The sequence below is a fragment of the Brevibacillus sp. BD137 genome, assembly GCF_041644655.1.
GTDB classification, from domain to species: Bacteria; Bacillota; Bacilli; order Brevibacillales; family Brevibacillaceae; genus Brevibacillus; species Brevibacillus brevis_D.
On the sequence record NZ_JAOTNO010000020.1, the window covers coordinates 14,189 to 36,870 of the forward strand.

Here is a 22,682-nt window from a genome sequence, read left to right on the forward strand (position 1 = left end):
TAGAGAGAAGGATCATGGAATGAGAGAAGTCTGTGGAAAGACACAAGTCGTGGCAGTCGCACTGGTGACAGCATTATGCATGATAGGGGATTCGATGCTGTATGTGGCGCTTCCTCTTTTCTGGAAGGAGGCAGGATTAACATCGCTGTGGGAAGTGGGGGTATTGCTTGCGGTGAACCGTTTCATTCGTGTACCACTCGGCCCTCTTGTTGGAAAATGGTATGAGCGCTCGGGTGGACGCATGGGTTTGATTGTGGCAGTGGTCTTGGCTTTTCTGACGACACTTTCGTACAGCTTGGAAGGCTTTTGGCTGTGGCTTGTGATGCGTTGCTTGTGGGGAGTAGCTTGGACATTTTTAAGATTAGGTGCATTTTCCCTGATCGTGGGTGTTTCCGAAAGGCATAATCGCGGGCAGCTCATGGGCTTGTACAACGGACTGTATCGATTGGGCAGTCTTGGCGGCATGCTGGTCGGAGCGCTGCTGGCTTCTTGGTACGGGCTTTCTGTTGCCTCCATCGTACTTGCGGTGCCTTCCTTGTTAGCTTTCATTCTTATTTTTCGCTATATACGTCCTTCCTTTACCGGTCAGCATCCGAAAGACGTGAAGCAGATGGATACAGGAAAACGCTTGTGGAATCAGACGCAGGTGCTGTTGACGCTGATGACGGGATTGCTCGTCACGATGGTGTACCAGGGGGTGTTTACCTCCACGCTAAGCAGAGTGATCGAAGTACGTGAACCGCTCATCATGATTGGCGGAGTCGTGCTGGGGGCAGCAGTGATTGCAAGTGTGATCCAAGGCATTCGCTGGGGGTGGGAGCCGTGGGCTGCCCCATTGGTAGGCAAATTGTCGGATAGGCATGGTCGGACGAATCTATTTATCGGGACGTTGCTAGTTGCTGCCGTTTTGTTTGCCACGTTGCAAGCAACGTCTTCGCTTGTGCTATGGTTTGCGATTTTATTCGGCATCCAGTTGACTGCGACAATTATCACAACCGTGATGGATACTCTTGCGGCAGATGAAGCTGCGAGGCAGGCCAACAGCCAAGGGGTAATGACACAGTATTCAGTTGTAAGCGATCTAGGGGCGGCGCTGGGGCCGCTCCTTGCTTTCTGGCTGGATGAACACGTAGGTCTTGGTCTGGTGTACATAGGAATAGCGATGATCTTGCTTCTGGTTGGTCTTGTATGGCTGTGGCGACCAAAGCTGATCAAGATGGAAAGCGCTTCTTGATGGTTGTCATGACGTGAGCAATGGCTGCCTCCTTGTCCGGACCATGCAGCAGCATATGGTTCGAATGCTCGTACCAGGTGATTTGCGGGGAGGCAGATTCGTCTACACTTGTTGCGAGTATTTGGGCACTTACGGCGTGTACAGTATCGTCTCGCCTTGCTTGCAGCAGGACGTAAGGGGTCGTAATCTGAGGCAGAAGCGGCTTCGTTTCTGCCAGAAGCCTGCGAAATTGCAGCATGCTGCTAATAGGGATTCTGCCGATGCCATGGATGTAGCGTTTGGAGTGGGTAGAGAAATCCTCACGCAAATAGTGCATCGCCTCTTTGACATCCCAATATTTATAAGGAGTGTTGATGGTAATTAGCAGGGCGACAGGGTATTTCGTCGTCAAGTGAAAGGCGAGCAGCCCCCCCATGGAAAATCCAATGACCACAATGGTGTCAGCGCGCATGGACAGACGCTTGTAGCCTTCTTCTGCCGAGCGAAGCCAGTCGTGGCGGGTGCTTTTTGCCATGTGACGACGAGTAGTCCCATGTCCCTCCAAGGTAGGGCATTCCACCTGATAGCCAGCCTCGCGGAGCTTTTTGGCGAGTGGGAGTATATCGTTGATGTCTCCGGCAAATCCATGGATGAGTAAGCATCCGACTGTTCCTGACATGGAATCTCTTCCTCTCAGATACTGGGAAATTTGATGAATCATCCATATTATATACGAAAAGGTGAGAAGGAGGCGACCCCGCGCAAGTGTGCCCACACCAAGCAAAAAAGGAAAGAAAAAGCGACTCCACGCAGCTGCGATGAAGTCGGCTATTTACTAACGGGGTTCTGTCCCTGAAAAAAAAGTTACAGCCCAATTGTTTTCAGTTCTGGAGAGATAAGCAGCGTAGGTTGCGTGCAGGCTTGGATATCTTCCACTGTATAGCCTTCTGCTACTTCGACGAGGACGAGCCCGTCTGGTGTCACGTCCATGACAGCTCTGTCTGTAATGATACGGTTGACAACCTTCTTGCCGGTAAGTGGCAGAGCACATTCATTCAGGATTTTTGTCTCACCATGCTTGTTGACATGATCCATGATGACGACGATTTTTTTCGCGCCGTGGACGAGATCCATGGCACCGCCCATGCCCTTGACCATTTTTCCAGGAATCATCCAGTTTGCGAGATCACCCGCAGCTGAAACCTCCATCGCCCCCAAAATAGCGAGGTCGATATGGCCGCCGCGAATCATCGCAAACGATTCAGCACTGGAGAAGTAGGCCGCACCTGGAATAGCGGTAACGGTTTCTTTTCCGGCGTTGATGAGATCAGGATCGAGGTTTTCCTCCGTCGGGTAAGGGCCAATTCCGAGCAAGCCGTTTTCCGATTGCAGAACGACCGTTTTTCCTTCCGGGATGTAGTTGGCGACGAGGGTGGGCATTCCAATTCCCAAGTTTACGTAAAAGCCATCTTCTATTTCCCCGGCGGCACGAGTGGCGATTTGCTCACGTGTAAGCGACATCTGTGTTTTCCTCCCTTGAATGTAATCCGATTCTCTCTGTTGCTCTCTATGAGCGGACTGTGCGTCGTTCGATGCGTTTCTCGAACGATGGTGCCTGTATCACACGTTGCACATAAACACTTGGTGTGTGAATATGCTCAGGGTCTAGTTCACCTGTCTCTACGATTTCTTCTACTTCGACGATGGTGATTTTTCCGGCTGTTGCCATCATCGGATTGAAGTTTTGGGCTGTTTTGCGGAAGACGAGATTGCCCATCTTGTCAGCCTTCCACGCCTTGATCAGTGCGAAATCTCCTGTGATGCCATACTCAAGCAGGTACTCTTTCCCCGCGAAATCACGCGTTTCCCGGCCTTCAGCGATAGGTGTGCCGACTCCGGCTGGGGTATAAAATGCCGGAATACCAGCTCCACCTGCACGAATTCTTTCCGCCAGCGTCCCTTGTGGCGTCAACTCGACTTCGAGCTCACCGGACAAAAATTGACGCTCGAATTCCTTATTTTCACCCACATAAGAGGAAACCATTTTTTTGATTTGCTTTTCACGTAAAAGGAGACCGAGTCCCCAATCATCTACCCCACAGTTATTTGAGACAACTGTCAAGTTTTTCACTGCCTTGTCTCGCAGGGCGATAATCAGATTTTCCGGAATTCCTACTAGTCCGAAGCCACCCACTAATAAAGTGGCACCATCGTGAATATCAGCCACGATGTCCGTGTAAGAAGTGTAAATTTTGGCCATGACGATCACTCCCACCATGAAAAAATAAAGGATTTTTGTAAGCGTTAACAATAAGGGCGATGCAGTGCCCCGTTTTCCTGCCCTTCTATCATACTAGATGCGAGTTACAAACAAGTGACGAGACATTTGGATTATAAAAAATAATGTAAAATGACAGAAAAGTAGTGCAACTATACCATTTTTTTCTGTAAAATATATTTTGTCAATATTCGTCGTTTTTTTGGTCAGTATAGGAAGACTCGAGGGGAAATGTGGGGTTGCAGGAATGAAAAATACGAATAAATGGATAAGTCTCACGGTTGTGGTCCTGCTGCTCGTAGGGTGCGAAAAGCTAAATGAGGATGTCTCAAGTCTGAAACGGACGAGAGAAGAAACGGATATCAAGCTGAAAACGGTAAGTGCGTATACGGTGGAGAGTGGCAAGGATGAGCGACTGATGGAAGTAGCAGGTGTAGTGGCACCGCGTCAGGAGCTGGCTTTATCGTTTGGCGCCTCAGGCAAAATTTCAGGCATTCTCGTTGAAAAAGGAGCCACTGTCAAGGCAGGGCAGACGTTGGCGACATTAGATGGAACGGCCTTGCAGCAAGGTATTCACGCAGCCCAGGGACAGGTAGCAAGTGCTGCAATCAAGCGGGAAAAGGCCGCCAAGGGACCGGAGAGTCATGAGGTGCAAACCAAGAAGCTACAGGTAGAAAAAGCGCGAGAACAGATGCAAAAAGCTCGCGACGAGCTCTCCAAAGCAGAGATTTTGTATGCGAATGGAGCCATCTCGAAGGATGAAAAAGACAAGCTGGCCTCTGCACTGCGACAGGCCGAGCTGAGTCTGGAAGAAGAACAAGTGGCGTACAACAACCTGCTGAAGGGCGCCGATCCACTGGACATCGAAGAAGCGAATGCAAGCATCCAGCAGGCCAATGTTCAATTGAGCCGAGCGAAGCAGGAAGCAGCTGATGCGGTGATCAAAGCTCCTTTTACAGGTGTGGTTGCAGCGATCTCCAAGACAGCGTCGGAGCAAGCTGGACCTGGAACAGAGGTCATTCGAATGGTCGATACGAGCTCATGGCTTGTCAAGCTACATATAGAAAGGGAGCAAATCGCCCATTGGCAGGCAGGGAAAGTCGTAAAGGTGAAGGCTCCGGACGGCAGTGAAGCAGAAGGAAAAGTGACGTTTGTCTCACCTGTTATGGATACCAGCTTGGGATCTTATCCCGTCGAGGTGACCGTAGACGGCAAGAAAGTAGCGTGGAAGGGTGGCATGACTGTTACTTGTCAGTATCCGCTGCCAGCGTCAAACGTTGCGCTCGTTCCTGTTAGCAGCATCGGTGTCTCTGATGAAGAATATTACGTCATGAAAATCAATGAACATTCAGTGGAAAAGACGTTTGTCAAAGTGGGAGCATTGCAAGGAACCTTCTATGAGGTAGTGGAAGGTCTTGAGCCTGGTGACCAGATTGTCGCTGCAGGTTTGTCGTATGTAGTGGATGGTGAGGCGGTGAAGGTGGCGGATGAATAACAAGACATTTTTAGCGACGGTCCCCTCCTTTGCCCGCATTCTGGCGGTCATTTGCTGTCTACTTGCGGTAGGAGCTTGGTTCGGGCTGGATATCAAGACTTTTCCGGATCGGTCTGTGCCTGAATATACAATCAGTCTCTCGGCACCCAAGCTCTCTTCTGCGGAAGTAGATGAATCGGTCGCGAGAAAAGTAGAGGAATCTGTACGTTCATTAGGCAGTGTGCTTACGATTGCTACGGAATCTCGGACGGGATCGGCGGTTATCACTGTAAAAACATCAGAACAAATCGGTTCGGATTACAAGGAACGGTTGGAAAAGAAGCTGGGAGAGATCACGAAGCAGCTACCCGTGCAGGAGTGGAGCATCAGTCAAAGCAATTTGGCAGATAACAAAATTGGTTTTTATGTCCTGTACGGCACGGACTTGCAGACCTTGTCTGACGTTGCTCAAAATACGGTCTACGACAAACTGATCAATCTGCCAGGAATCGCTCGCATCGAAATGGACAAGCAAGGCTTGAAGGAGCAGGTAGATATCATTTTCCGACCGTCCATGCTACTCGCCTACGGGCTCACACCTGCTGATATGCTGTCGCAGCTGCCAACAGATGTGGTTGGAGAAGAGGTAGGCTCTGTTGGTGCAGATAAGGATCGAACCAGGATTCAATGGACGAGTAAATCGGAAGGGCTGCAAGATCTGGGTAAGCACTTGATCTCCACCGATAAAGGATACGTGCCATTACATACGTTGGCTGACATACGTGATCGACGGGGGAGCAAAGGCGAACAAATTGGGATGTATCGAGGCTCGCCTGCCTTAGGAATCACGGTGTACGCAGCAGATGTCGGGCAATTGTCTGTTATCAGCAAGCAAGTAAAGGAAGCAATTGGTGAGTTGAATCAGGCTTCAGGCGGAAAATACCGCCTCGATTTGTTTCATGACGACGCGCAGACAATCACCGCTGCATTGAGACAGCTTGGAACACTGGCGGCTCTAACCGCTGTCATCTGTTCACTCTTTTTGTACCTGACCCGAAAACAATGGGCAGGGGCTGTACTCGCGCTTTTGGCAAACGTACTCGCGGTCGGCAGTGTTCTTGGGGGCATGTGGCTTTGGGGAATCCCATTGACGCTCTCTACACTTGGGCCACTTGTGTTGTTTTCGCTATTGTTCACAGGAGCAGGCTCTACGTTGTTTCATCGGTTTTCAGGGTTGCCCTCGTACTCGTTTGTTCGTTGTTTGCAAGTGGCGTGGGGGTTGATGAAGCCGTTTTTGCTTACGGTTGTGGTAGTGGCGGCCTGTTGGACAGGTGTCGTTTTCACTGATTTCCTCAAGGCAGAAGACAAGGTTGTCTTGTACGATGCCTGGCCAATACTTTTGCTGGGGACGTTTGCTCTTATTCTTATCTATGGGTTTATCACGCCGGTACTGACAGGAACGTGGCTAGAAGCTTCCGTACGAATAGAGGAGGAAACGCCACGGGCTTCCAATAAAATGACAAGTTATTTTCAAGATCGCTGGAAACGACTGGTGGAACAGGGGTGTTTGCCCTATGGAATCACACTGGTTGCCTCGCTTGTCTTTGTCTTTTTGCTCAAGTCGTTTATTCTCGTTGATCCCTACGCAAAGCTTGATTATGGCAACAAGACGCTTTCATTGCCAATGGTGCAGGGAAGCAGCATCGATGAGGCCATGCGGGCAGCACAAATAGCTGAGGAGCGTTTACTCGCCATTGACGAAGTCCGAGATGTCTACACGATTGCCTCCGAAGAAAACCTGAGCTTTCAACTAAAGCTCGTGGATAAATACGATTGGACGCAATCAGTCTCTGAGCTGGAAAAAGTACTGGACAAAGAGCTGCGGGATATTCCTCAGACAGATCCGTTTGCGCTGGTCATTAATAAAGATAAGGCGACTCGTCTCGTCTTGACGATCATGGGACCATCCTTGCAAACGACGCAGAACATTGCCAATGAAGTATTGGCATTCATGGAAAAGCAGACTGCGAAGGATAAAGAGGGGCGAGAACTTGTAACCGATGAAAGAATCGGTCCAGGTGCAGAGGGGACCTTTATCGACATTCGTCCGAAACAAGAGATGCTGGCACGCTACCGGATTACGCAGGAGGAGATCAAGAGACAGCTGGAGAGCTATTTGGGAGAAAAAACAGCTGGGAGTGTCTATTGGAACGAGCGTCAGGTACCTATCCACGTCCGATTCCCTGACGGGTGGATGGACTATCCGGATCAGGTGAAACATATATTGATTCGAACATCACAAGGTAATGTGCGATTATCTGAGCTGGTAGATTGGTCGATCGGCAGCGAACCGCCCGTTTATCAACGGGAAGATGGACTGTATGTCTTCAAGGTAAGCAGTGCCGTCTCAGACCCAAGTCGAATTGAGCTGTGGTCTTATATCATCCCTTCTTCCATGCAAGAAAAGGTGGAGATACCCGAAGGCTACACGGTATATAACGACGATGAGCTGAAGAAATTGGAGGAGACAAAACTCAACAAGGTTGATTGGAGCAGTCGGTTCTTGACGATTGGCAGCCTGGTTGCCCTCGTACTTATCATGAGCTTGCTTTTGCAACGCAGAACACGCGACGGATTATTTGTCCTCGTTCTCTTGCCAGTCTTGTCTGGAGGCTTTGCGCTGGGATTGCTGTGGTTGGATCGACCTATGAACATGATGAGCTTCTATGGTATGGTGGGTGCCATTGCCGTCATCGTTTTGCAGGCACTTCTTACGATGGATGAGCTGCACAAGGCCCAAGCCGAACAAGAGCGAGTTTGGGACAGTATCAAGCTGGGGGACAAAAGCACCATGGCCAATCAAGCGGGGATATATTTCGCGATCGCGTTAGCCAGCCTTCCACTTGCTGGGGGCTTGGGTGAAGGAAATGATTCGTTTGCGTCCTTTGCCAGCGTATTGTTGTTTGGCATTCTAATGGGGGCTTTTGTCACCATGGCACTTCTTCCCGGTATGCAGTATGCAGCTATGCAAAGACAGGCTGCCCATTCTGAAATGTCCTTGCCGATCCTCGCTCGTCATTTGCGGATATGGTGGGAAAACAACCAAGTACGTCGCCGCGATTTCAAAGAAAGAAAACGGGAACAGGCCCGCTCACCCAAAACAGGGCAAGCCGAAGCCTCGAATCACAATTCCCGGGACTATGTCCCTGTACAAGAGGACTTCCTGCCTCTTTCTTCTTCACATGACGCCAACCGCTAAAATAGGTTGGCGTTTTTCATTTTCAATCGTTCACGTAGCTGTAACCAACGTACTAGGTATGCGTCATGGTAAGATAGAAAGAGAATCGAAAGCAGGGGGTAGCAACACGTGCGTCGATATCGAAAAGTATGGGATTACTTGCTTTTGATTGCGATTCTGCTCGGGTTATTTATTTCTTCATCACAGCCATACGCCAAGCAAGACATGCGAGGGACGATAGACAAGCTAGTGGACGAACAGAGCTTACAGAACCGTATAGGCAACATATCCATTCCTTACGGAGGCAAGGATGTGAGCCTGGAAGAAAAGGGAGCGGCTGGTTTTATAGAGTTCTTCTTACGGAAAGGGATACACTTTTCTGTTTTTGCCCTCTTGGCTTTTAGCTGGTATCGCGTGTTTTCACATCATCTCTCGTTTGGGCAAGCACTGCCCTGGAGCGCTTTTTGTAGTGTGATGACGGCTGCTTTGGATGAATGGCACCAGACGTTTACACCGGATCGAACCGGAATGGTGCAGGATGTTTTGCTCGATGCAACTGGATCTGTCACGATGTTGTTGATAATTGCTCTCAATTACCTGTATTCACGAAGAGCACATCGTTATAAAATGTAGGAAGCCTATCCATCCTATGGGAGAGAAGGCTGTGATGAACGATTGGAGAGTGGATTAGATCGTGGGAGAAAAAAAGAATGTCCTTGTACTGAACTGCGGTAGTTCTTCGGTGAAGTACAAGCTTTATGAAATGCCTTCCAAGACATTGATTGCGCATGATTATTTGGAACAAATCCAGCGTGACCAATATGAAGATACGATACGGGGAGTGTTTGAATCCCTCAAACAATATTCGATAGATATCGTTTCCCATCGTGTTGTCCACGGTGGAGAAGCATTTAAGCAGTCCGTTATTATCAATGACCAAGTAAAAGAAGAAATTCGTAACCTGTCCCGTTTCGCCCCGCTTCATAACCCCATTAACCTAACCGGGATTGAAGTTGCTCAAGGTCTGTTTCCTGATTTGATTCACGTAGCTGTTTTTGACACAGCATTTCACCAAACCATGCCACCATCCTCGTATTTGTACGCACTGCCTTATGAATACTACGAACAATACGGCATTCGCAAATACGGTTTCCATGGAACGTCTCACCGCTATGTAATGGGCCGTGCAGCAGAAATGATGGGGCGCCAGAAGGAGCAGCTTCGTCTGATCAGTTGCCACATTGGAAGCGGGGTAAGTATTACGGCGATCCGAAATGGTGAATCTTATGATACGTCGATGGGTATGACACCATTGGCAGGTTTGTCCATGGGTACGCGCAGTGGAAACATTGACCCAGGTATCATCCCGTATATTGAGGAAATTGAAAGGACCGACACAGCTGGCGCTATCAAGATTCTGAATAACAAGAGCGGTCTCATGGGCGTATCGGGTGTATCCAATGATTTGCGCGACGTTATGAAAAAAGCAGAAGAGGGACATCTCCGCAGTAAACTCGCTTTGGAATTATTTACTACGATTCTACATAAGCATGTGGGACTGTACCTTGCGCGCTTGAATGGAGTCGACGGCATTATCTTTACAGCAGGGGTTGGAGAAAATAGTGCTGCCGTGCGTGATTTGGTGTGCTCTGGTCTGGAATTTGCCGGGGTAAACCTGGATCGTGAGGCAAACCGCAGCAGCAAAGGTGAGGCATTTATCAGTACGAAATACTCCCCGGTAAAAGTCATGGTCATCCCGACAAATGAAGAACTTGTCATGGCAATGGATGCATTTGAACTGGGCAATAACTAGCTTGGAGTATGTCCCTAGAAAGAATAGGCTTTTCAGTATTGGAATTTCTCTGCTATACTAGGAGAATGAGGCTTCTGGTTTGAGGTTCTCACCATTTTTCTGAAAAAATAAAAGGAGTGCAAACTGGATGGCAGTACAAGTGGGAAGCATCATCGAAGGAAAAGTGACAGCGATTAAACCGTTTGGGATGTTTGTAGCAGTCAGCGAAACGGAGCAGGGGCTGGTCCACATTTCCCAAGTAGCAAACGGTTTTGTTAAGGATATCAATGATCACTTTACCGTGGGGGCACCAGTAAAGGTAAAAGTACTCTCCATTGATGATGCAGGTAAAATCTCGCTTTCGGTTCGCGCAGCACTCCCAGCGCCTGAGCGTCCGGAACGTGAAGAACGCCGTGGCGGTGGATATCGTGGAGGCGACCGCGGAGGGAATGCAAAACGAGATAGCGGAGCTTCTTTCGAAGACAAGATGAAAAAATGGATGAAGCACAGCGAAGAGAACCTTGCGACAATCAACAAAAAGAACGCAAAACGCGGCTACTAAGCCTTGCGATAACTAAGAAGGACGGGATCAGCCCCGTCCTTTTTTGCGTTTCCTATTCGATAGGATTCCCCTCCTTTTCCCAGTATTCCATCCCGCCGAGCATCTCCTTTACCCGAAAGCCAAGAGCGGATAGCTTCGCACAAGCCTTTGCAGCACCATTGCAGTTGGGACCCCAGCAGTAGACGACCAGGAGCTTGGTCGGGTCCAGAGCAGCCGTCGTTTCAGTGGAAATGAGCGAATGGGGGAGATTCAGAGCACCAGGAACGTGACCATCCCGATACGCTTTCTCGCTGCGAGCATCCAGGATGTAGAAGTCTTCCACGCGGTTCTGAATGTCACTCCATACATCAGAGACATCTGTCTCAAGAGAAAGCTTGTCGAGAAAATGAGTGCGGGCTACTTCAGGTGACGCGGCGGGTGTTTGCAATATAAGGGACATATCAAAATCCTCCTCGTTATATTTGATGGTGATGCACCCAGCATAGCATTGAACCAATTATCACAGTTATCTATACTATTTAATGAGGATCATTACTAATTTCTATGGGAGGAAGCGGGATGGAGCTGGTCTATTTACATACTTTTCGCGAAGTAGCCCGGTATGGAAGCTTTACACGGGCAGCAGAAGAACTGGGCTATGCTCAACCGACGGTAACGGCACAAATGCAAAAGCTGGAGCAGTCGTATGGAGCCCCGCTATTTGAAAGATATGGACGCAAGCTGCGACTGACCCAAGCAGGTGAAGCCTTGCTGCCGTACGCACGGGAATTGATTCGCCTGTATGGGGAATCTAAAGAAGTGATCAAGCAACAGACGACAGGTCCCATTGCCATTGGAACGATCGATACACTGGCGGCATTCTTTTTGCCACCGTATTTGCAGGCTTTTTGCCACCAATATCCTCAGGTTGATTTAGTATTGCGGACGGCTGGAGAAGCAGAAATCGTGCAACAGATCAGGGATGGTTATCTAGATTTTGGGATCATTTTCGATCGCCCTTGTACAGACCCTGAGTTAGTCATCCACGTCATTCGCGAGGAAGAATTGGTGGTCGTCATGCCACCCGCCCATCGATTCACAACAGCAACTGTACTCACAGTCCATGATTTGGGCGGGGAGCCGCTTGTATTGACCGAAGAAGGCTGTACGTATCGGGGCATGCTGCTGGAGGCTTTTGGTGAGGCTGGGATGACCCAACGAATCGCCTGCCAATTCAGCAATCCGGAAGCGATCAAGCAGTGTGTACGCTGTGGCTTGGGTGTGGCATTGCTGCCTGTTATGGCGGTCCATAGAGAGCTCGCAGAAGGGGTGCTCACAGCCATCCCGTTTCAGTCGGATAAGCCGCCGTTTTCCATTCAGCTTGTTTATCATAAAAAGAAATGGCTATCACCTTCGATGGTGACGCTTGTGGATACGATTACGAGATCACAGAGAGAGGAATCGTGAGCAGGATGCAGCTAGATATTTCACCATTTGTCGCATGTACACCTGAGGAGACAGTCTATCCGGGAGTGCGGCTCTACACCGTCAGCTACTACAGTCAAGACTTGCTGGTAAAAGCTGCATTGGCTGTGCCGGAGGTGTATTTTCAGGAGGGAGCATGTCTGCCGGCTCTCCTGTATTGTCGAGGTGGGATTAAAGGAGTGGGACGCGTCAGACCCGAGAGAATTAGTCAGATGGCTGCTTTTGGCTACGTGATCCTCGCTCCTCATTACCGTGGCAACGAAGGCGGAGAGGGCCGGGATGAATTCGGTGGGGCAGACAGGCATGATGTGTTTGCCGCATTTGAATTGCTCCGTAGACTGGAGAGGGTAGACAAGGAGCGAATCAGCGTATACGGCTTTTCACGCGGTGGTATCATGGCTTTGTTTGCAGCAATAGAGTGCAAAGGCATGCTGTCTTGCGTCGTATGGAGTGGTGTCAGCGACATGTTTTTGACCTATGAGGAGCGGGTTGATCTAAGAAGGATGCTGCGCAGAATCATCGGTCATCCACGTAAGCAGGAGGATGCTTACCGCGATCGGACACCTTTGTACCGGATGGACGAGATTTCTTGTCCTGTGCTAATCATACATGGAACGGAAGATGAGAATGTGGGAGTGGAGCATGCTCATAAATTGGCAGATGCGCTGACGCTGGCAGGCAAACGGTATGAGAAATGGCTGGCGCAAGGGGCCAGCCATCTGTTTGTCGGGGAAGATATGGAGATGTATACGCGCAAGATGTTCGCTTGGCTGGATGCGCAAGCCTAATCTTCTTTTGGTGTAAGCGGCAGCGTAATGATGATTTCCGTTCCTTTCCCCAGCTTGCTGTTCACGTGCAGCTCCCCACCGTGGTTTTCCACCATTCGCCGCGAAATTGGCAGCCCCAGTCCAGTCCCATCCTCTTTTAAGGAGAAGAACGGATCGAATATACGCACCAGATATTCTTGGGGAATGCCTTCTCCCGTGTCTCTGACATGAATATGGACAGCTTGATCATCCAGGCGGCTTTCGATGGAGAGAACGCCGCCGTCTTTCATGGCTTCAATGCTGTTTTTCATTAAATTTAACAGGATTTGCTTTAATTGCTCGACATCGACGTGAATGCGAATGCCCGGATCACAGCGGTCTACGATTTCAATCCCATGCAGCATAGCCTCGGCATTCATCAAGGGAAGAATCGAATGAATGACACCGGTTAGCGCAACCTCGCGATAATCGGGCTTGGATGGTTTGGAGAGCATCAACAACTCCGTCACGATGCGGTTGACCCGTTCAATTTCCTGCAAGATTAAGGGCAAATAGTACAAATCGCGCTCTTGATTCGATAAACGCTGTTCTAATAGCTGAATAAAGCCGTAGATGACCGTTAGCGGATTGCGAATTTCATGAGCGGCTCCCGCTGCTAGCTGACCGACCATGGCCAGCTTCTCAGATTGATTCAAGTACTCTTGAATTTGCTCCTGCTCCGTAATGTCCAAGAAGGCGACCATCCACCCAGTTTCCTGATCGTGGTGATGATTGTGTAAAGGGATGTAGGAGACCAGAGCAATGAATGGTGTATCGTCTTTTTTGTACAAGGTCATTTTGCGATTGACGAACCAGGGAGTCGGCTCATTGCTTGTGGGTGCTTCAAAGGAATCCTTGGACACTGGGTAGCCGAGATCGTCGAGCTTGACTAAATGCTGCGCCAACTGGTTTACATGAAGACCGACTGGCGCATGGGAGCGTGTAATAATTCCAACAGGCAGGGAGTTTAAGATTTGCTCTCGGATGTTTTTTTCTTCGGTCAAAATTTGCCGTTGCCGTTCATCTTGCGCGAATAGATTGGCGATGCTACTCGACATTTTATTGAACTCCTGCGCCAACTCAAGGAATTCATCTTGATGGGTATAGACGATTTGCTGACCGAATGTTCCTTTCGATACTTCACGGGCTTGTTGCATAAGAGACTGAATCGGGCGCAACAGCTCATTTCGGAAGTAAAACGTACAGAATAGCCCAAACAAGATAGAGGCTACGGAAACCGTATAGGTCAGAATCAACGAAACTTTGATGCTCTCATTCGAATCCTGAAACTCTTTATTCGTCTGATACTCCAGCTGATTGAGTGAAAAAGACAGATCCCGTTCAAACCGATCGAGCAATGGCTGTACTTCATTGGTAAGGACATAGCTGACGGCAGGAACATTCCCTGCTTGCAGCAACGGATTGATTTTGTTCAGAAAAATAAAATCCAGTTTTGATATCGATTCAATAATGGTAAACAAGCCACTGTTGGCTTCGGTTTTGGGAAGCGAGGAAAAGCGCGCCGTATCGATTAGATTTGTATAGTACTGATCCAGGTAAGACTCGTCGCGTGTCAATGTATACATGTTCAAGGCATATGTCTTGGTGTATATCTGGTTTTTGACTTCCAATAAGGCACTCGTTTGCGGTAAGAGGTTTTGCGTTAAATACACTTCATCAGTGGTGACTTTGGTCATTTGATAACTGAAAAGGGTCGTTACGCAACCGATGAGAAGCATCATTACGAGATAGCTGAGCATGATTTTTTTCTGAAATCCGAGATTGCTGAAAAGGGGCATGCTGATTAACCTCCATACGAGCCACGGGAAGGAATGAGATTTTGCAGTTCCCGTTCTAAATCTTTACGTACATTTTCTGGCACCATGTGTCCGAATTGACTGAGATGGTTGACCCCCTCTGCAAGTCCATACATGACTTTTCCATTGGGGAGATCCCCTTGAATAAACTGTTCCATGATGATGCGGTAGCACTGACGAACATCCTGCATCATGGAGGCCAGCACGTATTCTGGAGCGATGTAGCTTTGATCGGCAATATATCCGATGGTAAATACTCCTGCGCGCTGCGCTTCTGTAATCACTTCGAGATTGAAGCTGTCGCCTGTGGTGTAGATAACATCCACGCCTTGCGAAATCATGTTGCGAGTCGTGCGAATGGCCCCCGTACTATCATTGAAATCAGGTACCTTTCCAATAACGATAGTAGTGTTGGGTGATGCCTTTTTCACTCCTTCGATAAAGCCTTCTACTTGCGTTAACTCAGTGGGCTTGTCCACCATGATGTATCCGACTTTATCCGATTTCGTCATTTTGGCGGCAAGAATACCGACGAGCTTGCCGGCAGGCTTCATATCGTAACGAATCGTCGTCTGATTCGGATGCGGAGCCTCTCCGTTAAAGGAAACAAAGTGTGATTTCGGATAGCGAAGCGCTACGTCTGTAAAAGGATCAGAGAAGATGAGGCCATGACCGAGTATGAGATCATAGTCGTTGGCTGCATATTTCTCAGCCACCTTTCTGATCTGCTCCGGTTTTATATTATTGGCGATTTCGAGTGAAAAGTTAAATCTTTTTTGCAGTTCTGTCATACTCTCCAGTGCACTGCTGTTCCAGCCCTGATCATATGTGGGGCCCTCCAGCAATAGGGCGACACGCACTTTGTCAGAAGAATGGCTGCTTTTATTTATGACTTTATCGAGATGCTTCATACTTGTAACGAATTGACTGGTAATGAGCAGAAGCAGCCCGACTACCAAACCGGTAAATAAGACGGGAAATGGCAGCAGCTTTGGCATGCGGGATTCCTCCATAGAAAAAAGCATAATCCACTTGAAAATATAGATACACGTCATGCCTATTATATCGGTTCTCTGAGGGTTGTGCATGGAAAAAAGGGATACGGACAGCCTAAGCATATGGAGAACATATCCCCCTGCAAAGAGGGAACAGAAGGGAGGCATGCACGCGATGGAAAACGATATGGTGGAAATCCCACAGATTCATATTCCTGATGAGGTTACACAGGTCGATCGACCGGAGATTGGAGAGACTACTCCACACCCGAAACCGGAAAGCCCTCTGGCGTCGAGCGGAACAGCCGAACTCGCCAGCGAGAGCGTTTCGAATGAGAGCAGTGAGCGAATCGGTTTTATTTCATAAAGCCGATCGGATTTCGCGCCATTCGACAAAAGAAGTCATTTTCTCTCGTGGACAAGGCTTGCGATTTCTGCAAAAGTAGGAGGTAGAATAGCAAGCGAGATGCGAGGGGATAAGATTGCATGGCCCGATTGCTGATAGTAGATGACGCAGCCTTCACGAGAAGGGTGCTGACGGATATGTTAGGCGAGCAACATGAAGTTTGTGGAGAAGCGAGCAATGGTTTGGAGGCAATTGAAAAGTACAAGGAGCTCAGGCCAGATATTGTCACCATGGATATTACTATGCCGCACATGCACGGGATTGAAGCCACGCGTCACATCTTGGATTTTGACCGTGATGCCAAAATTTTGATCTGCTCGGCAGTCGGGCACCGGCAGAAGGTGCTGGAAGCGATGAGGACAGGAGCGAGTGATTTCGTCGTAAAGCCTTTTCAAAAAGAGCAGATTCTCGATGCAATCGCACGACTTTTGTAAACAGGAAAAAGCAAACAGCCGCCAAATCCCGGTTGGGAAGGCGGCTTTTTTTCTATTAAGAGAAGATTTTACAAGCTGATTTCCGTTCCAATGCCGTTTGCTTTCGCCCGTTCATAGACCGTTTTGGCTACGGCTGTGTCCAGGTAGGCAACCCCCACTGATTTGTACATCGTGATTTCTTCCTCGTTTTCTCGGCCGGGCTTTTTCCCAATCAAAATGTCTCCCAGCTCAGCGTGCATTTGTTCAAAGCTCCATTCCCCGCGTTCAACCGGAATAAGCAGATCGCCTGCTTCGTGCCGGGCTCCCTCCAGTGTATCGACCACAACTTTGCTGTTTTGTACGGTAGTCGAGTCGACCTCCTGCATATGAGGAAGAAAAGCACCGATGGCATTGATATGCGTACCAGGACGCAAGTGTTCGCCATCAAACAACGGGCTGGTAGCCTTGGTGCTGCAAATCACGATTTCGGCATTCGCAACCGCTTCATTGGCATCATCCAAAACCGTGATTTCGCCTTGCCACTCCGGATAGAGGGAGAGTAGTGTTTGTTTCATTTCGTCCGCTTTCTGACGTGTGCGGTTATAGAGATAAATGTTTGTCAGCGGACGGACCTCAATGACGGCTTGAATCTGTCCGATGGATTGTGCCCCGCATCCCAATACAGCGCAGCTTTGCGCATTTTCTTTTGCCAAGTATTTGGTTGCAACGCCACTACTTGCACCTGTGCGTATAATCGTCAATAGGCTCGCGTCCATCATCGCCACATGCTGTCCCGTTTTTGCTTCCGTCAACACGATGACGCTTTGGAGTGCTTTGATCTCGTGCTGGTGATTCTCCGGGAAAATGCTGATGATTTTTACCGCTACATAATCGTCCGTTTCCAAATAGGACGGCATGTATAGACTGGTTGCTCCGTATTTCGGATGGTCAATGGCAGTACGAACGGGGGTGGTGACATTTCCCAGCATATGCTCACGGAAGACGTGTTCCACATCTTCCAAGCAATCTTTCATCGTGTAGATTTGTTCAATGTTTTCACGGCTTAATACGAGCATGACATTCATCCTTTCATCGGGATCCTTTGTCAGTAGATATTGAAGTGTCACTTCAATTTATAAATGAAGTAACACCCCAATTTGTAAAAATAAAACAATCAAAAATCGGATAATAATAAATATTTTAAAATGCAACACAATTGGTAGCAATAGTAAAAATTGATACTTATGCTAACTTTACAACTTTTTTCGGGAAAGAGTATGATAGACCTATCCTTTTTACGGCGAGGTATGCAAATGGAACCCACCATTGGTGTATTAATCAAATCGCTTCGTGTCGGCAAAAAGAAGACACTCAAACAAATTGCGGAAAAAACACAGCTGTCGATCAGCTTTTTGTCCCAAGTAGAGCGTGGGAAGTCTTCCATTACGCTGGAGTCATTGAAAAAAATTTCGGAAGCCTTGGGAGTGAGCCCAGGCTATTTCTTTTCGGGCGAGTCGAGTGGAGGGAATGAGCAGGTACGCAGGGCGGGCAAGGAGCGATCTGGGCTTCTACATGCGCCTTTTGTGTATGAGGACCTGTCCAGTGATTTGGCGAATCCGACGTTGGTACCGATTCTCGTCACGCTATCCCCGCATGGAGAAAAAGGCACGCCTTTTGTTCATCAGGGGCAAGAGTTTATTTATGTCCTGGAGGGTGTACTGACACTTTTACTGGGGGAAGAGGAGCATGATTTGTTCCCTGGCGACAGCATTCACATGGATTCATCCGTGCCACACAACTGGGTGAACCGTACAGGCGAGGTCACCAGATTCCTTTGTGTCAATTCGCATGACAGCGACAGGATTACGACCGCTCCTCATTAATGGAGCGAGAGCGTTTAGCGAAGTCATGTTTTTTACTATAATAGAGGAACACGTAGAAAAGAGCGGTAAAGAGGTGAAAGTGTGCCCGTAGAGCCTAACTATTTTCAACAGTATCAGCATGCCGATATCGACGAATTAGCTGATGTCATTGGAGAACTTTTGCAAAATCCGATTACGGTTGAAGATGCCGATCATAAACTGATTGCTTACAGCTCACACGGAGAAAGCACAGATGAAGCGCGCTGGTCTACCATCATGGGGCGACGGGTACCGGAAAAAGTGCTGACGCGCCTCTGGAAGGACGGCGTATTCCAGGAGCTGTTAACGCACGACAACCCCGTACACATCCCGGCCAAGGACGAAATCGGCTTGGGGAAGCGTGTGGCGATTGCCATTCGCAGAGGGAGCGACGTGCTCGGTTACATTTGGGCACAAGAGGTGAATCGACCAATTACCCAGGAAGATGATGAAATTCTTCGTCAGGCAGCACGCGTAGCTGTCTCGCGTCTCATCCAACGGCAGGGAAAACGCAAGGCGGAAGAACAGCGACGCAAGGAATTTCTGTGGGAGCTGTTGTTGGGGAATCACAGCAGTGAGGCTGGCATTCGCCAAAAAGCGGACACCTTGCAGATGCAGCTTCCGACCTCTTATTTAATTTGTATTATTGAAGCGGCAGGAGCCCGTCTGGACCAGTACTTGTATCCGTTGTTAATGCGTGACAAGCTGCTCTGGGTTGTCGACGGATCGCAAATCATCTTATTGATCGGTCTGTCCGATGCGAAAAAAGAGAAGAGTGATGTGCTCATTCGCAAGGTGGAACAGTTCCTCTCCGACTCGCTCGGCAAGCTCGAAGCACATGTCACAGAAGGACGCCAGGTGATTGCCGGGTACGGGAGAGATTACAAGTCTTATACGGATATTGTGAAAAGCTACAGGGAAGCGTTGCATGCACTCAAGATCAAAAAGCTGTTTCCTCAGGAAAATGAAGGGATTCACGGGTACCACGAGCTGGGGATTTATCGCTATTTACTTCAACTGAAGCAGTGGGAAGAGGAGCAGGGCTATCAGAATGAACGGCTGGAAAAGCTCAGACAGTACGATCGCGAGAACCAGACCACGCTCTTGACGACTTTGGAAACTTTTTTGGATGCCGCTGGCAAGGTCAACAAGACAGCAGAGCGCTTGCATATCCACATCAATACGTTGAGCTACCGGCTGAGACGAATTGAGGAGATCATGCGTGTCGACCTCGACAATATGAACCAGCGGGCTGCCTTATATTTAGAGTTGAAAATAGCCAAATTAGATAGGGAACAGTAGTTCGTTTGTGAATTTCCACAAATGAAAAGATGCTAAAATTAAAGGAATCTCCAAGGAGTATGCCCGAAGATACGCTGTACAATAATAGTAACCGCAAAGAAATTGGCGTTTCCAAGGAGGACATACTTATCATGATCGTTGGAATTCCAAAAGAAATTAAAAATAATGAGAACCGCGTTGCCATTACTCCGGCAGGTGTAGCTGCTCTGGTACAAAACGGACATTCCGTTCGTGTAGAAACAAGCGCAGGGCAAGGCAGTGGTTTTACGAATGAAGATTACAAGGCAGTAGGCGCTGAGATCGTAGAAACAGCAGCAGAGGCATGGGCGTCTGACATGGTCATGAAAGTAAAAGAACCACTCCCTGCTGAATACGGATATTTTCGCGAGGGTCTGATTCTGTTCACGTATTTGCATCTCGCACCAGAGCCTGAATTGACTCGTGAATTGCTCGATAAAAAAGTGATTGCAATCGCTTACGAAACCATCCAGCTCGACAATGGCGCTCTGCCTCTGTTGATGCCGATGTCTGAAGTAGCAGGTCGCATGTCCGTTCAAATCGGCGCGCAATTCTTGGAAAAGCAATACGGCGGAAAAGGCGTTCTGCTCGGTGGCGTACCAGGCGTGCCAAAAGGCGAGGTAGTCGTAATCGGCGGCGGGATCGTTGGAACAAACGCAGCGAAAATGGCGCTTGGACTGGGTGCAAATGTAACCATTATCGATGTAAACGCAGACCGTCTGCGCCAACTGGATGACCTGTTCCAAGGCCGCGTTCAGACGCTGATGTCCAATTCCTTCAATATCGCAAACGCTGTGAAAAAAGCAGATTTGCTGGTAGGCGCTGTACTCATTCCAGGTGCTCGTGCTCCGCGTCTGGTAACAGAAGACATGGTAAAAGAGATGTCACCTGGTTCAGTGATCGTAGACGTTGCGATTGACCAAGGCGGATCGATCGAAACCGTTGACCGCATCACGACTCATGACAAGCCAACCTATGAGAAGCATGGTGTGATTCACTACGCGGTAGCGAACATGCCTGGTGCAGTCGCTCGTACATCTACATTGGCCCTGACCAACGTAACCGTTCCTTACGCGGTACAATTGGCGAACAAAGGCTACGCACAAGCGATTCGCGACAACAAAGCATTGGCAAAAGGCGTAAACGTCATCGACGGAAAAGTAGCTTACAAGGCTGTCGCTGATGCGCATAACCTGCCGTATGCTTCTATCGAAGAAGTTTTGCTGGTGAAAAACTAGCTTCAACGGTAAATAGAAAAGAAGAAACTGCTTGTCCGAGTTTACGGCAAGCAGTTTTTTTATTTAAACTCTCCTCCAAGCTATATAGATCAACATTTCACGAACGAACCCCTTTAGTCGTCCACTTTCATGAAAGACTAATCCCCCTGTGTGTGGTGGTGCTGTTAGGATTTGCCTGCTTACTTGGAAATATGTATCACGTATAAAGGTTACATCCTCCCGAAAAAGTATGGTATTCTACTATGAGGTAAAAAGGTAGAAACGGAGTAAGGAGTGCAGCCGATGTATCAGCTCATAAGAAAATATCTGTTCCAGCAAGATGCGGAAGAGATTCATGAAAAGACAATTGGTGCCTTAAGGCTGGTGGAGGATTCTGCTCCAGGCAAAAGCATCCTGAAGATGATCTATCAGGTAAAAGACCAGCGGTTGGAGAACAAGCTGTGGGGAATGACGTTTCCGAATCCAGTCGGACTTGCAGCCGGTTTTGATAAAAATGCAGAAGTTTATCATGCGCTGGGTGCTCTTGGTTTTGGGTTTGTGGAAATCGGGACATTGACGCCGCAGGGGCAGCCAGGTAATCCAAAGCCCCGATTGTTCCGATTGCCGGAACATCAAGCTGTCATTAACCGGATGGGCTTCAACAATCACGGTGCTTATCTGGCTTCCCAGCATTTGGTCGACTACGCATACTCAGATGTTCCGATTGGGATTAACATTGGGAAAAACAAAGTAACGCCGAATGAAGAAGCGGCCATCGATTATAGCAAATGTATGGACATGCTCTATGCATACGGTCACTATTTCGTCATTAACATCAGCTCTCCAAATACCCCGAATCTTCGTGACTTGCAGGAAACGGAGAGCTTGCGTCATTTGGTGCGTGCAGTAAAAGAAAAGGCAACCGAGATGGAAGGGCGTTCCATCAAAAAAAAGCCGATTTTGTTGAAAGTAGCGCCAGACATGTCAGATGAGCACATGCGCGATGTGGTTCACGCTGCTGTAGAAGAGGGCATTTCCGGAATTATCGCTACCAATACGACACTGTCACGTGAGGCCGTTTCCGGACATCGATTTGCCGAGGAAGCGGGCGGATTGAGCGGTAGACCTCTTACAGAGCATTCCACTGCTTGGGTGAAGGAGATTTATCAAGAAGTAGGAGACAAGGTACCAATCATCGGTGTCGGCGGTATTTATAACGGCGAAGACGCCTACGCGAAAATCCGGGCAGGAGCCAGTCTTGTTCAGGTGTATACGGGGATGATTTATCAGGGCCCAGGTATCGCCAAACAAATCAACAAAAAACTGCTCAAGCTCATGCAACGCGATGGTTTTAAACATATTAGTGAAGTAATTGGCGTAGACGCAAAAGAATAGAAAGAATAAGTATGCATAGGTCGATGGCTCCGTTTGTAGTGGGTCATCGACTTATGCGTTTTTGCTTATATTCTTCCGATTTATGTAGTGATCCGGTATAATGATGTGGGACAAACATGAATTGTCAGTCAATTGCATATAGTCGGCGTTAGGTGCCTTTATGTGACGCATAAAGGGTAACAGGGAATCGGGTGAAAGTCCCGAGCGGTCCCGCCACTGTAACCAGGGAGCTCTCTTTGAGAAGGAAACCACTCATCTTCGTATGGGGAAGGACAAGGAGCGCATGGATCTGGAAGCCAGGAGACCTACCTAGTAGCCACACCCACAGAACCTTCGCGGAAAGGAGCGGTGAATACGAGGCAATGAGGCTGTCTAGTCAGTCTGTTGTTTT

At 48.6% G+C, this 22,682-nt stretch carries 21 protein-coding genes and 1 riboswitch; of the genes, 14 read left to right on the plus strand and 7 right to left on the minus strand.

The window, feature by feature from the left end; translation table 11 throughout:
* Nucleotides 1-19 precede the first annotated feature (19 nt).
* A complete protein-coding gene (locus ODZ53_RS27300; protein ID WP_372681391.1) occupies nt 20-1,234 on the plus strand; it encodes an MFS transporter in 1,215 nt (404 codons plus the stop codon).
* Here the strand turns inward: ODZ53_RS27300 and ODZ53_RS27305 are convergent.
* From ODZ53_RS27305 to ODZ53_RS27315, 3 genes are all read right to left on the minus strand, one after another.
* Nucleotides 1,212-1,892, minus strand: a complete 681-nt coding sequence (locus ODZ53_RS27305; protein WP_372681393.1) for an alpha/beta hydrolase — start codon at nt 1,890-1,892, stop codon at nt 1,212-1,214. The genes ODZ53_RS27300 and ODZ53_RS27305 overlap by 23 nt on opposite strands.
* A gap of 185 nt (nt 1,893-2,077) precedes the next feature.
* Nucleotides 2,078-2,734, minus strand: a complete 657-nt coding sequence (locus ODZ53_RS27310; protein ID WP_015893186.1) for a CoA transferase subunit B — start codon at nt 2,732-2,734, stop codon at nt 2,078-2,080.
* Nucleotides 2,735-2,780: 46 nt separating this feature from the next.
* Nucleotides 2,781-3,473 (minus strand): CoA transferase subunit A, encoded by a 693-nt coding sequence (locus ODZ53_RS27315; RefSeq protein ID WP_137032680.1) that lies wholly within the window; start codon nt 3,471-3,473, stop codon nt 2,781-2,783.
* 265 nt (nt 3,474-3,738) lie between these two features.
* Here ODZ53_RS27315 and ODZ53_RS27320 point away from each other — a divergent pair, with 265 nt between their 5' ends.
* The 5 genes from ODZ53_RS27320 (at nt 3,739) to ODZ53_RS27340 (ending at nt 10,557) form a co-directional block, all read left to right on the plus strand.
* Nucleotides 3,739-4,986 (plus strand): efflux RND transporter periplasmic adaptor subunit, encoded by a 1,248-nt coding sequence (locus ODZ53_RS27320; RefSeq protein ID WP_372681396.1) that lies wholly within the window; start codon nt 3,739-3,741, stop codon nt 4,984-4,986.
* On the plus strand, nt 4,979-8,224 hold the full coding sequence (locus ODZ53_RS27325) for an efflux RND transporter permease subunit (RefSeq protein ID WP_372681398.1): 3,246 nt from the start codon (nt 4,979-4,981) through the stop codon (nt 8,222-8,224). Before ODZ53_RS27320 ends, ODZ53_RS27325 begins: the two co-directional genes overlap by 8 nt.
* 108 nt (nt 8,225-8,332) lie before the next feature.
* Nucleotides 8,333-8,836: a VanZ family protein gene (locus ODZ53_RS27330; protein ID WP_372681400.1), complete on the plus strand. Its 504-nt coding sequence runs from the start codon at nt 8,333-8,335 to the stop codon at nt 8,834-8,836.
* Nucleotides 8,837-8,897: 61 nt separating this feature from the next.
* Entirely contained in the window at nt 8,898-10,016 is a 1,119-nt protein-coding gene (locus ODZ53_RS27335; RefSeq protein ID WP_015893181.1) for an acetate/propionate family kinase, read from the plus strand.
* Nucleotides 10,017-10,143: 127 nt separating this feature from the next.
* Nucleotides 10,144-10,557 carry a S1 RNA-binding domain-containing protein gene (locus tag ODZ53_RS27340; protein ID WP_015893180.1) on the plus strand — a complete coding sequence of 138 codons (414 nt, stop codon included), beginning with the start codon at nt 10,144-10,146 and terminating at the stop codon, nt 10,555-10,557.
* A gap of 52 nt (nt 10,558-10,609) precedes the next feature.
* Here ODZ53_RS27340 and ODZ53_RS27345 read toward each other — a convergent pair whose 3' ends face one another.
* Nucleotides 10,610-10,996, minus strand: a complete 387-nt coding sequence (locus ODZ53_RS27345; protein ID WP_372681403.1) for a rhodanese-like domain-containing protein — start codon at nt 10,994-10,996, stop codon at nt 10,610-10,612.
* 119 nt (nt 10,997-11,115) lie between these two features.
* Between ODZ53_RS27345 and ODZ53_RS27350 the strand changes: the two genes are divergently transcribed.
* Together ODZ53_RS27350 and ODZ53_RS27355 are read left to right on the plus strand one after the other, a co-directional pair.
* Nucleotides 11,116-12,003: a LysR family transcriptional regulator gene (locus ODZ53_RS27350; RefSeq protein WP_372681405.1), complete on the plus strand. Its 888-nt coding sequence runs from the start codon at nt 11,116-11,118 to the stop codon at nt 12,001-12,003.
* 5 nt (nt 12,004-12,008) lie between these two features.
* Nucleotides 12,009-12,809, plus strand: coding sequence for an alpha/beta hydrolase family protein (locus ODZ53_RS27355; RefSeq protein ID WP_372681465.1), 801 nt, complete (start codon nt 12,009-12,011; stop codon nt 12,807-12,809).
* Here the strand turns inward: ODZ53_RS27355 and ODZ53_RS27360 are convergent.
* Nucleotides 12,806-14,626 carry an ATP-binding protein gene (locus ODZ53_RS27360; protein ID WP_372681407.1) on the minus strand — a complete coding sequence of 607 codons (1,821 nt, stop codon included), beginning with the start codon at nt 14,624-14,626 and terminating at the stop codon, nt 12,806-12,808. The two genes, ODZ53_RS27355 and ODZ53_RS27360, sit on opposite strands and share 4 nt — an antisense overlap.
* Before the next feature lie 5 nt (nt 14,627-14,631).
* A complete protein-coding gene (locus ODZ53_RS27365) occupies nt 14,632-15,642 on the minus strand; it encodes a BMP family ABC transporter substrate-binding protein (protein ID WP_064201563.1) in 1,011 nt (336 codons plus the stop codon).
* A 172-nt stretch (nt 15,643-15,814) separates the two neighbouring features.
* On the opposite strand from ODZ53_RS27365, the gene ODZ53_RS27370 reads away from it, so the two are divergent.
* Together ODZ53_RS27370 and ODZ53_RS27375 are read left to right on the plus strand one after the other, a co-directional pair.
* Nucleotides 15,815-16,006, plus strand: a complete 192-nt coding sequence (locus ODZ53_RS27370) for a hypothetical protein (protein WP_041749638.1) — start codon at nt 15,815-15,817, stop codon at nt 16,004-16,006.
* Between the two features lie 119 nt (nt 16,007-16,125).
* Complete coding sequence (locus ODZ53_RS27375; protein WP_015893174.1) at nt 16,126-16,479, plus strand: response regulator; 354 nt, start codon at nt 16,126-16,128, stop codon at nt 16,477-16,479.
* A 68-nt stretch (nt 16,480-16,547) separates the two neighbouring features.
* Here ODZ53_RS27375 and ODZ53_RS27380 read toward each other — a convergent pair whose 3' ends face one another.
* Complete coding sequence (locus ODZ53_RS27380) at nt 16,548-17,534, minus strand: ornithine cyclodeaminase family protein (RefSeq protein ID WP_372681410.1); 987 nt, start codon at nt 17,532-17,534, stop codon at nt 16,548-16,550.
* A gap of 237 nt (nt 17,535-17,771) precedes the next feature.
* Between ODZ53_RS27380 and ODZ53_RS27385 the strand changes: the two genes are divergently transcribed.
* The 4 genes from ODZ53_RS27385 to ODZ53_RS27400 all read left to right on the plus strand — a co-directional run bounded on the left by ODZ53_RS27385 (nt 17,772) and on the right by ODZ53_RS27400 (nt 22,291).
* Nucleotides 17,772-18,341, plus strand: a complete 570-nt coding sequence (locus ODZ53_RS27385; protein ID WP_372681412.1) for a helix-turn-helix domain-containing protein — start codon at nt 17,772-17,774, stop codon at nt 18,339-18,341.
* Nucleotides 18,342-18,422: 81 nt separating this feature from the next.
* Nucleotides 18,423-19,661: a PucR family transcriptional regulator gene (locus ODZ53_RS27390; protein WP_372681414.1), complete on the plus strand. Its 1,239-nt coding sequence runs from the start codon at nt 18,423-18,425 to the stop codon at nt 19,659-19,661.
* Nucleotides 19,662-19,792: 131 nt separating this feature from the next.
* Entirely contained in the window at nt 19,793-20,917 is a 1,125-nt protein-coding gene (gene ald, locus ODZ53_RS27395) for an alanine dehydrogenase (RefSeq protein ID WP_015893170.1), read from the plus strand.
* A 282-nt stretch (nt 20,918-21,199) separates the two neighbouring features.
* Nucleotides 21,200-22,291, plus strand: a complete 1,092-nt coding sequence (locus tag ODZ53_RS27400; RefSeq protein ID WP_372681416.1) for a quinone-dependent dihydroorotate dehydrogenase — start codon at nt 21,200-21,202, stop codon at nt 22,289-22,291.
* A gap of 133 nt (nt 22,292-22,424) precedes the next feature.
* Nucleotides 22,425-22,618, plus strand: a riboswitch (cobalamin riboswitch).
* Nucleotides 22,619-22,682: the final 64 nt, after the last annotated feature.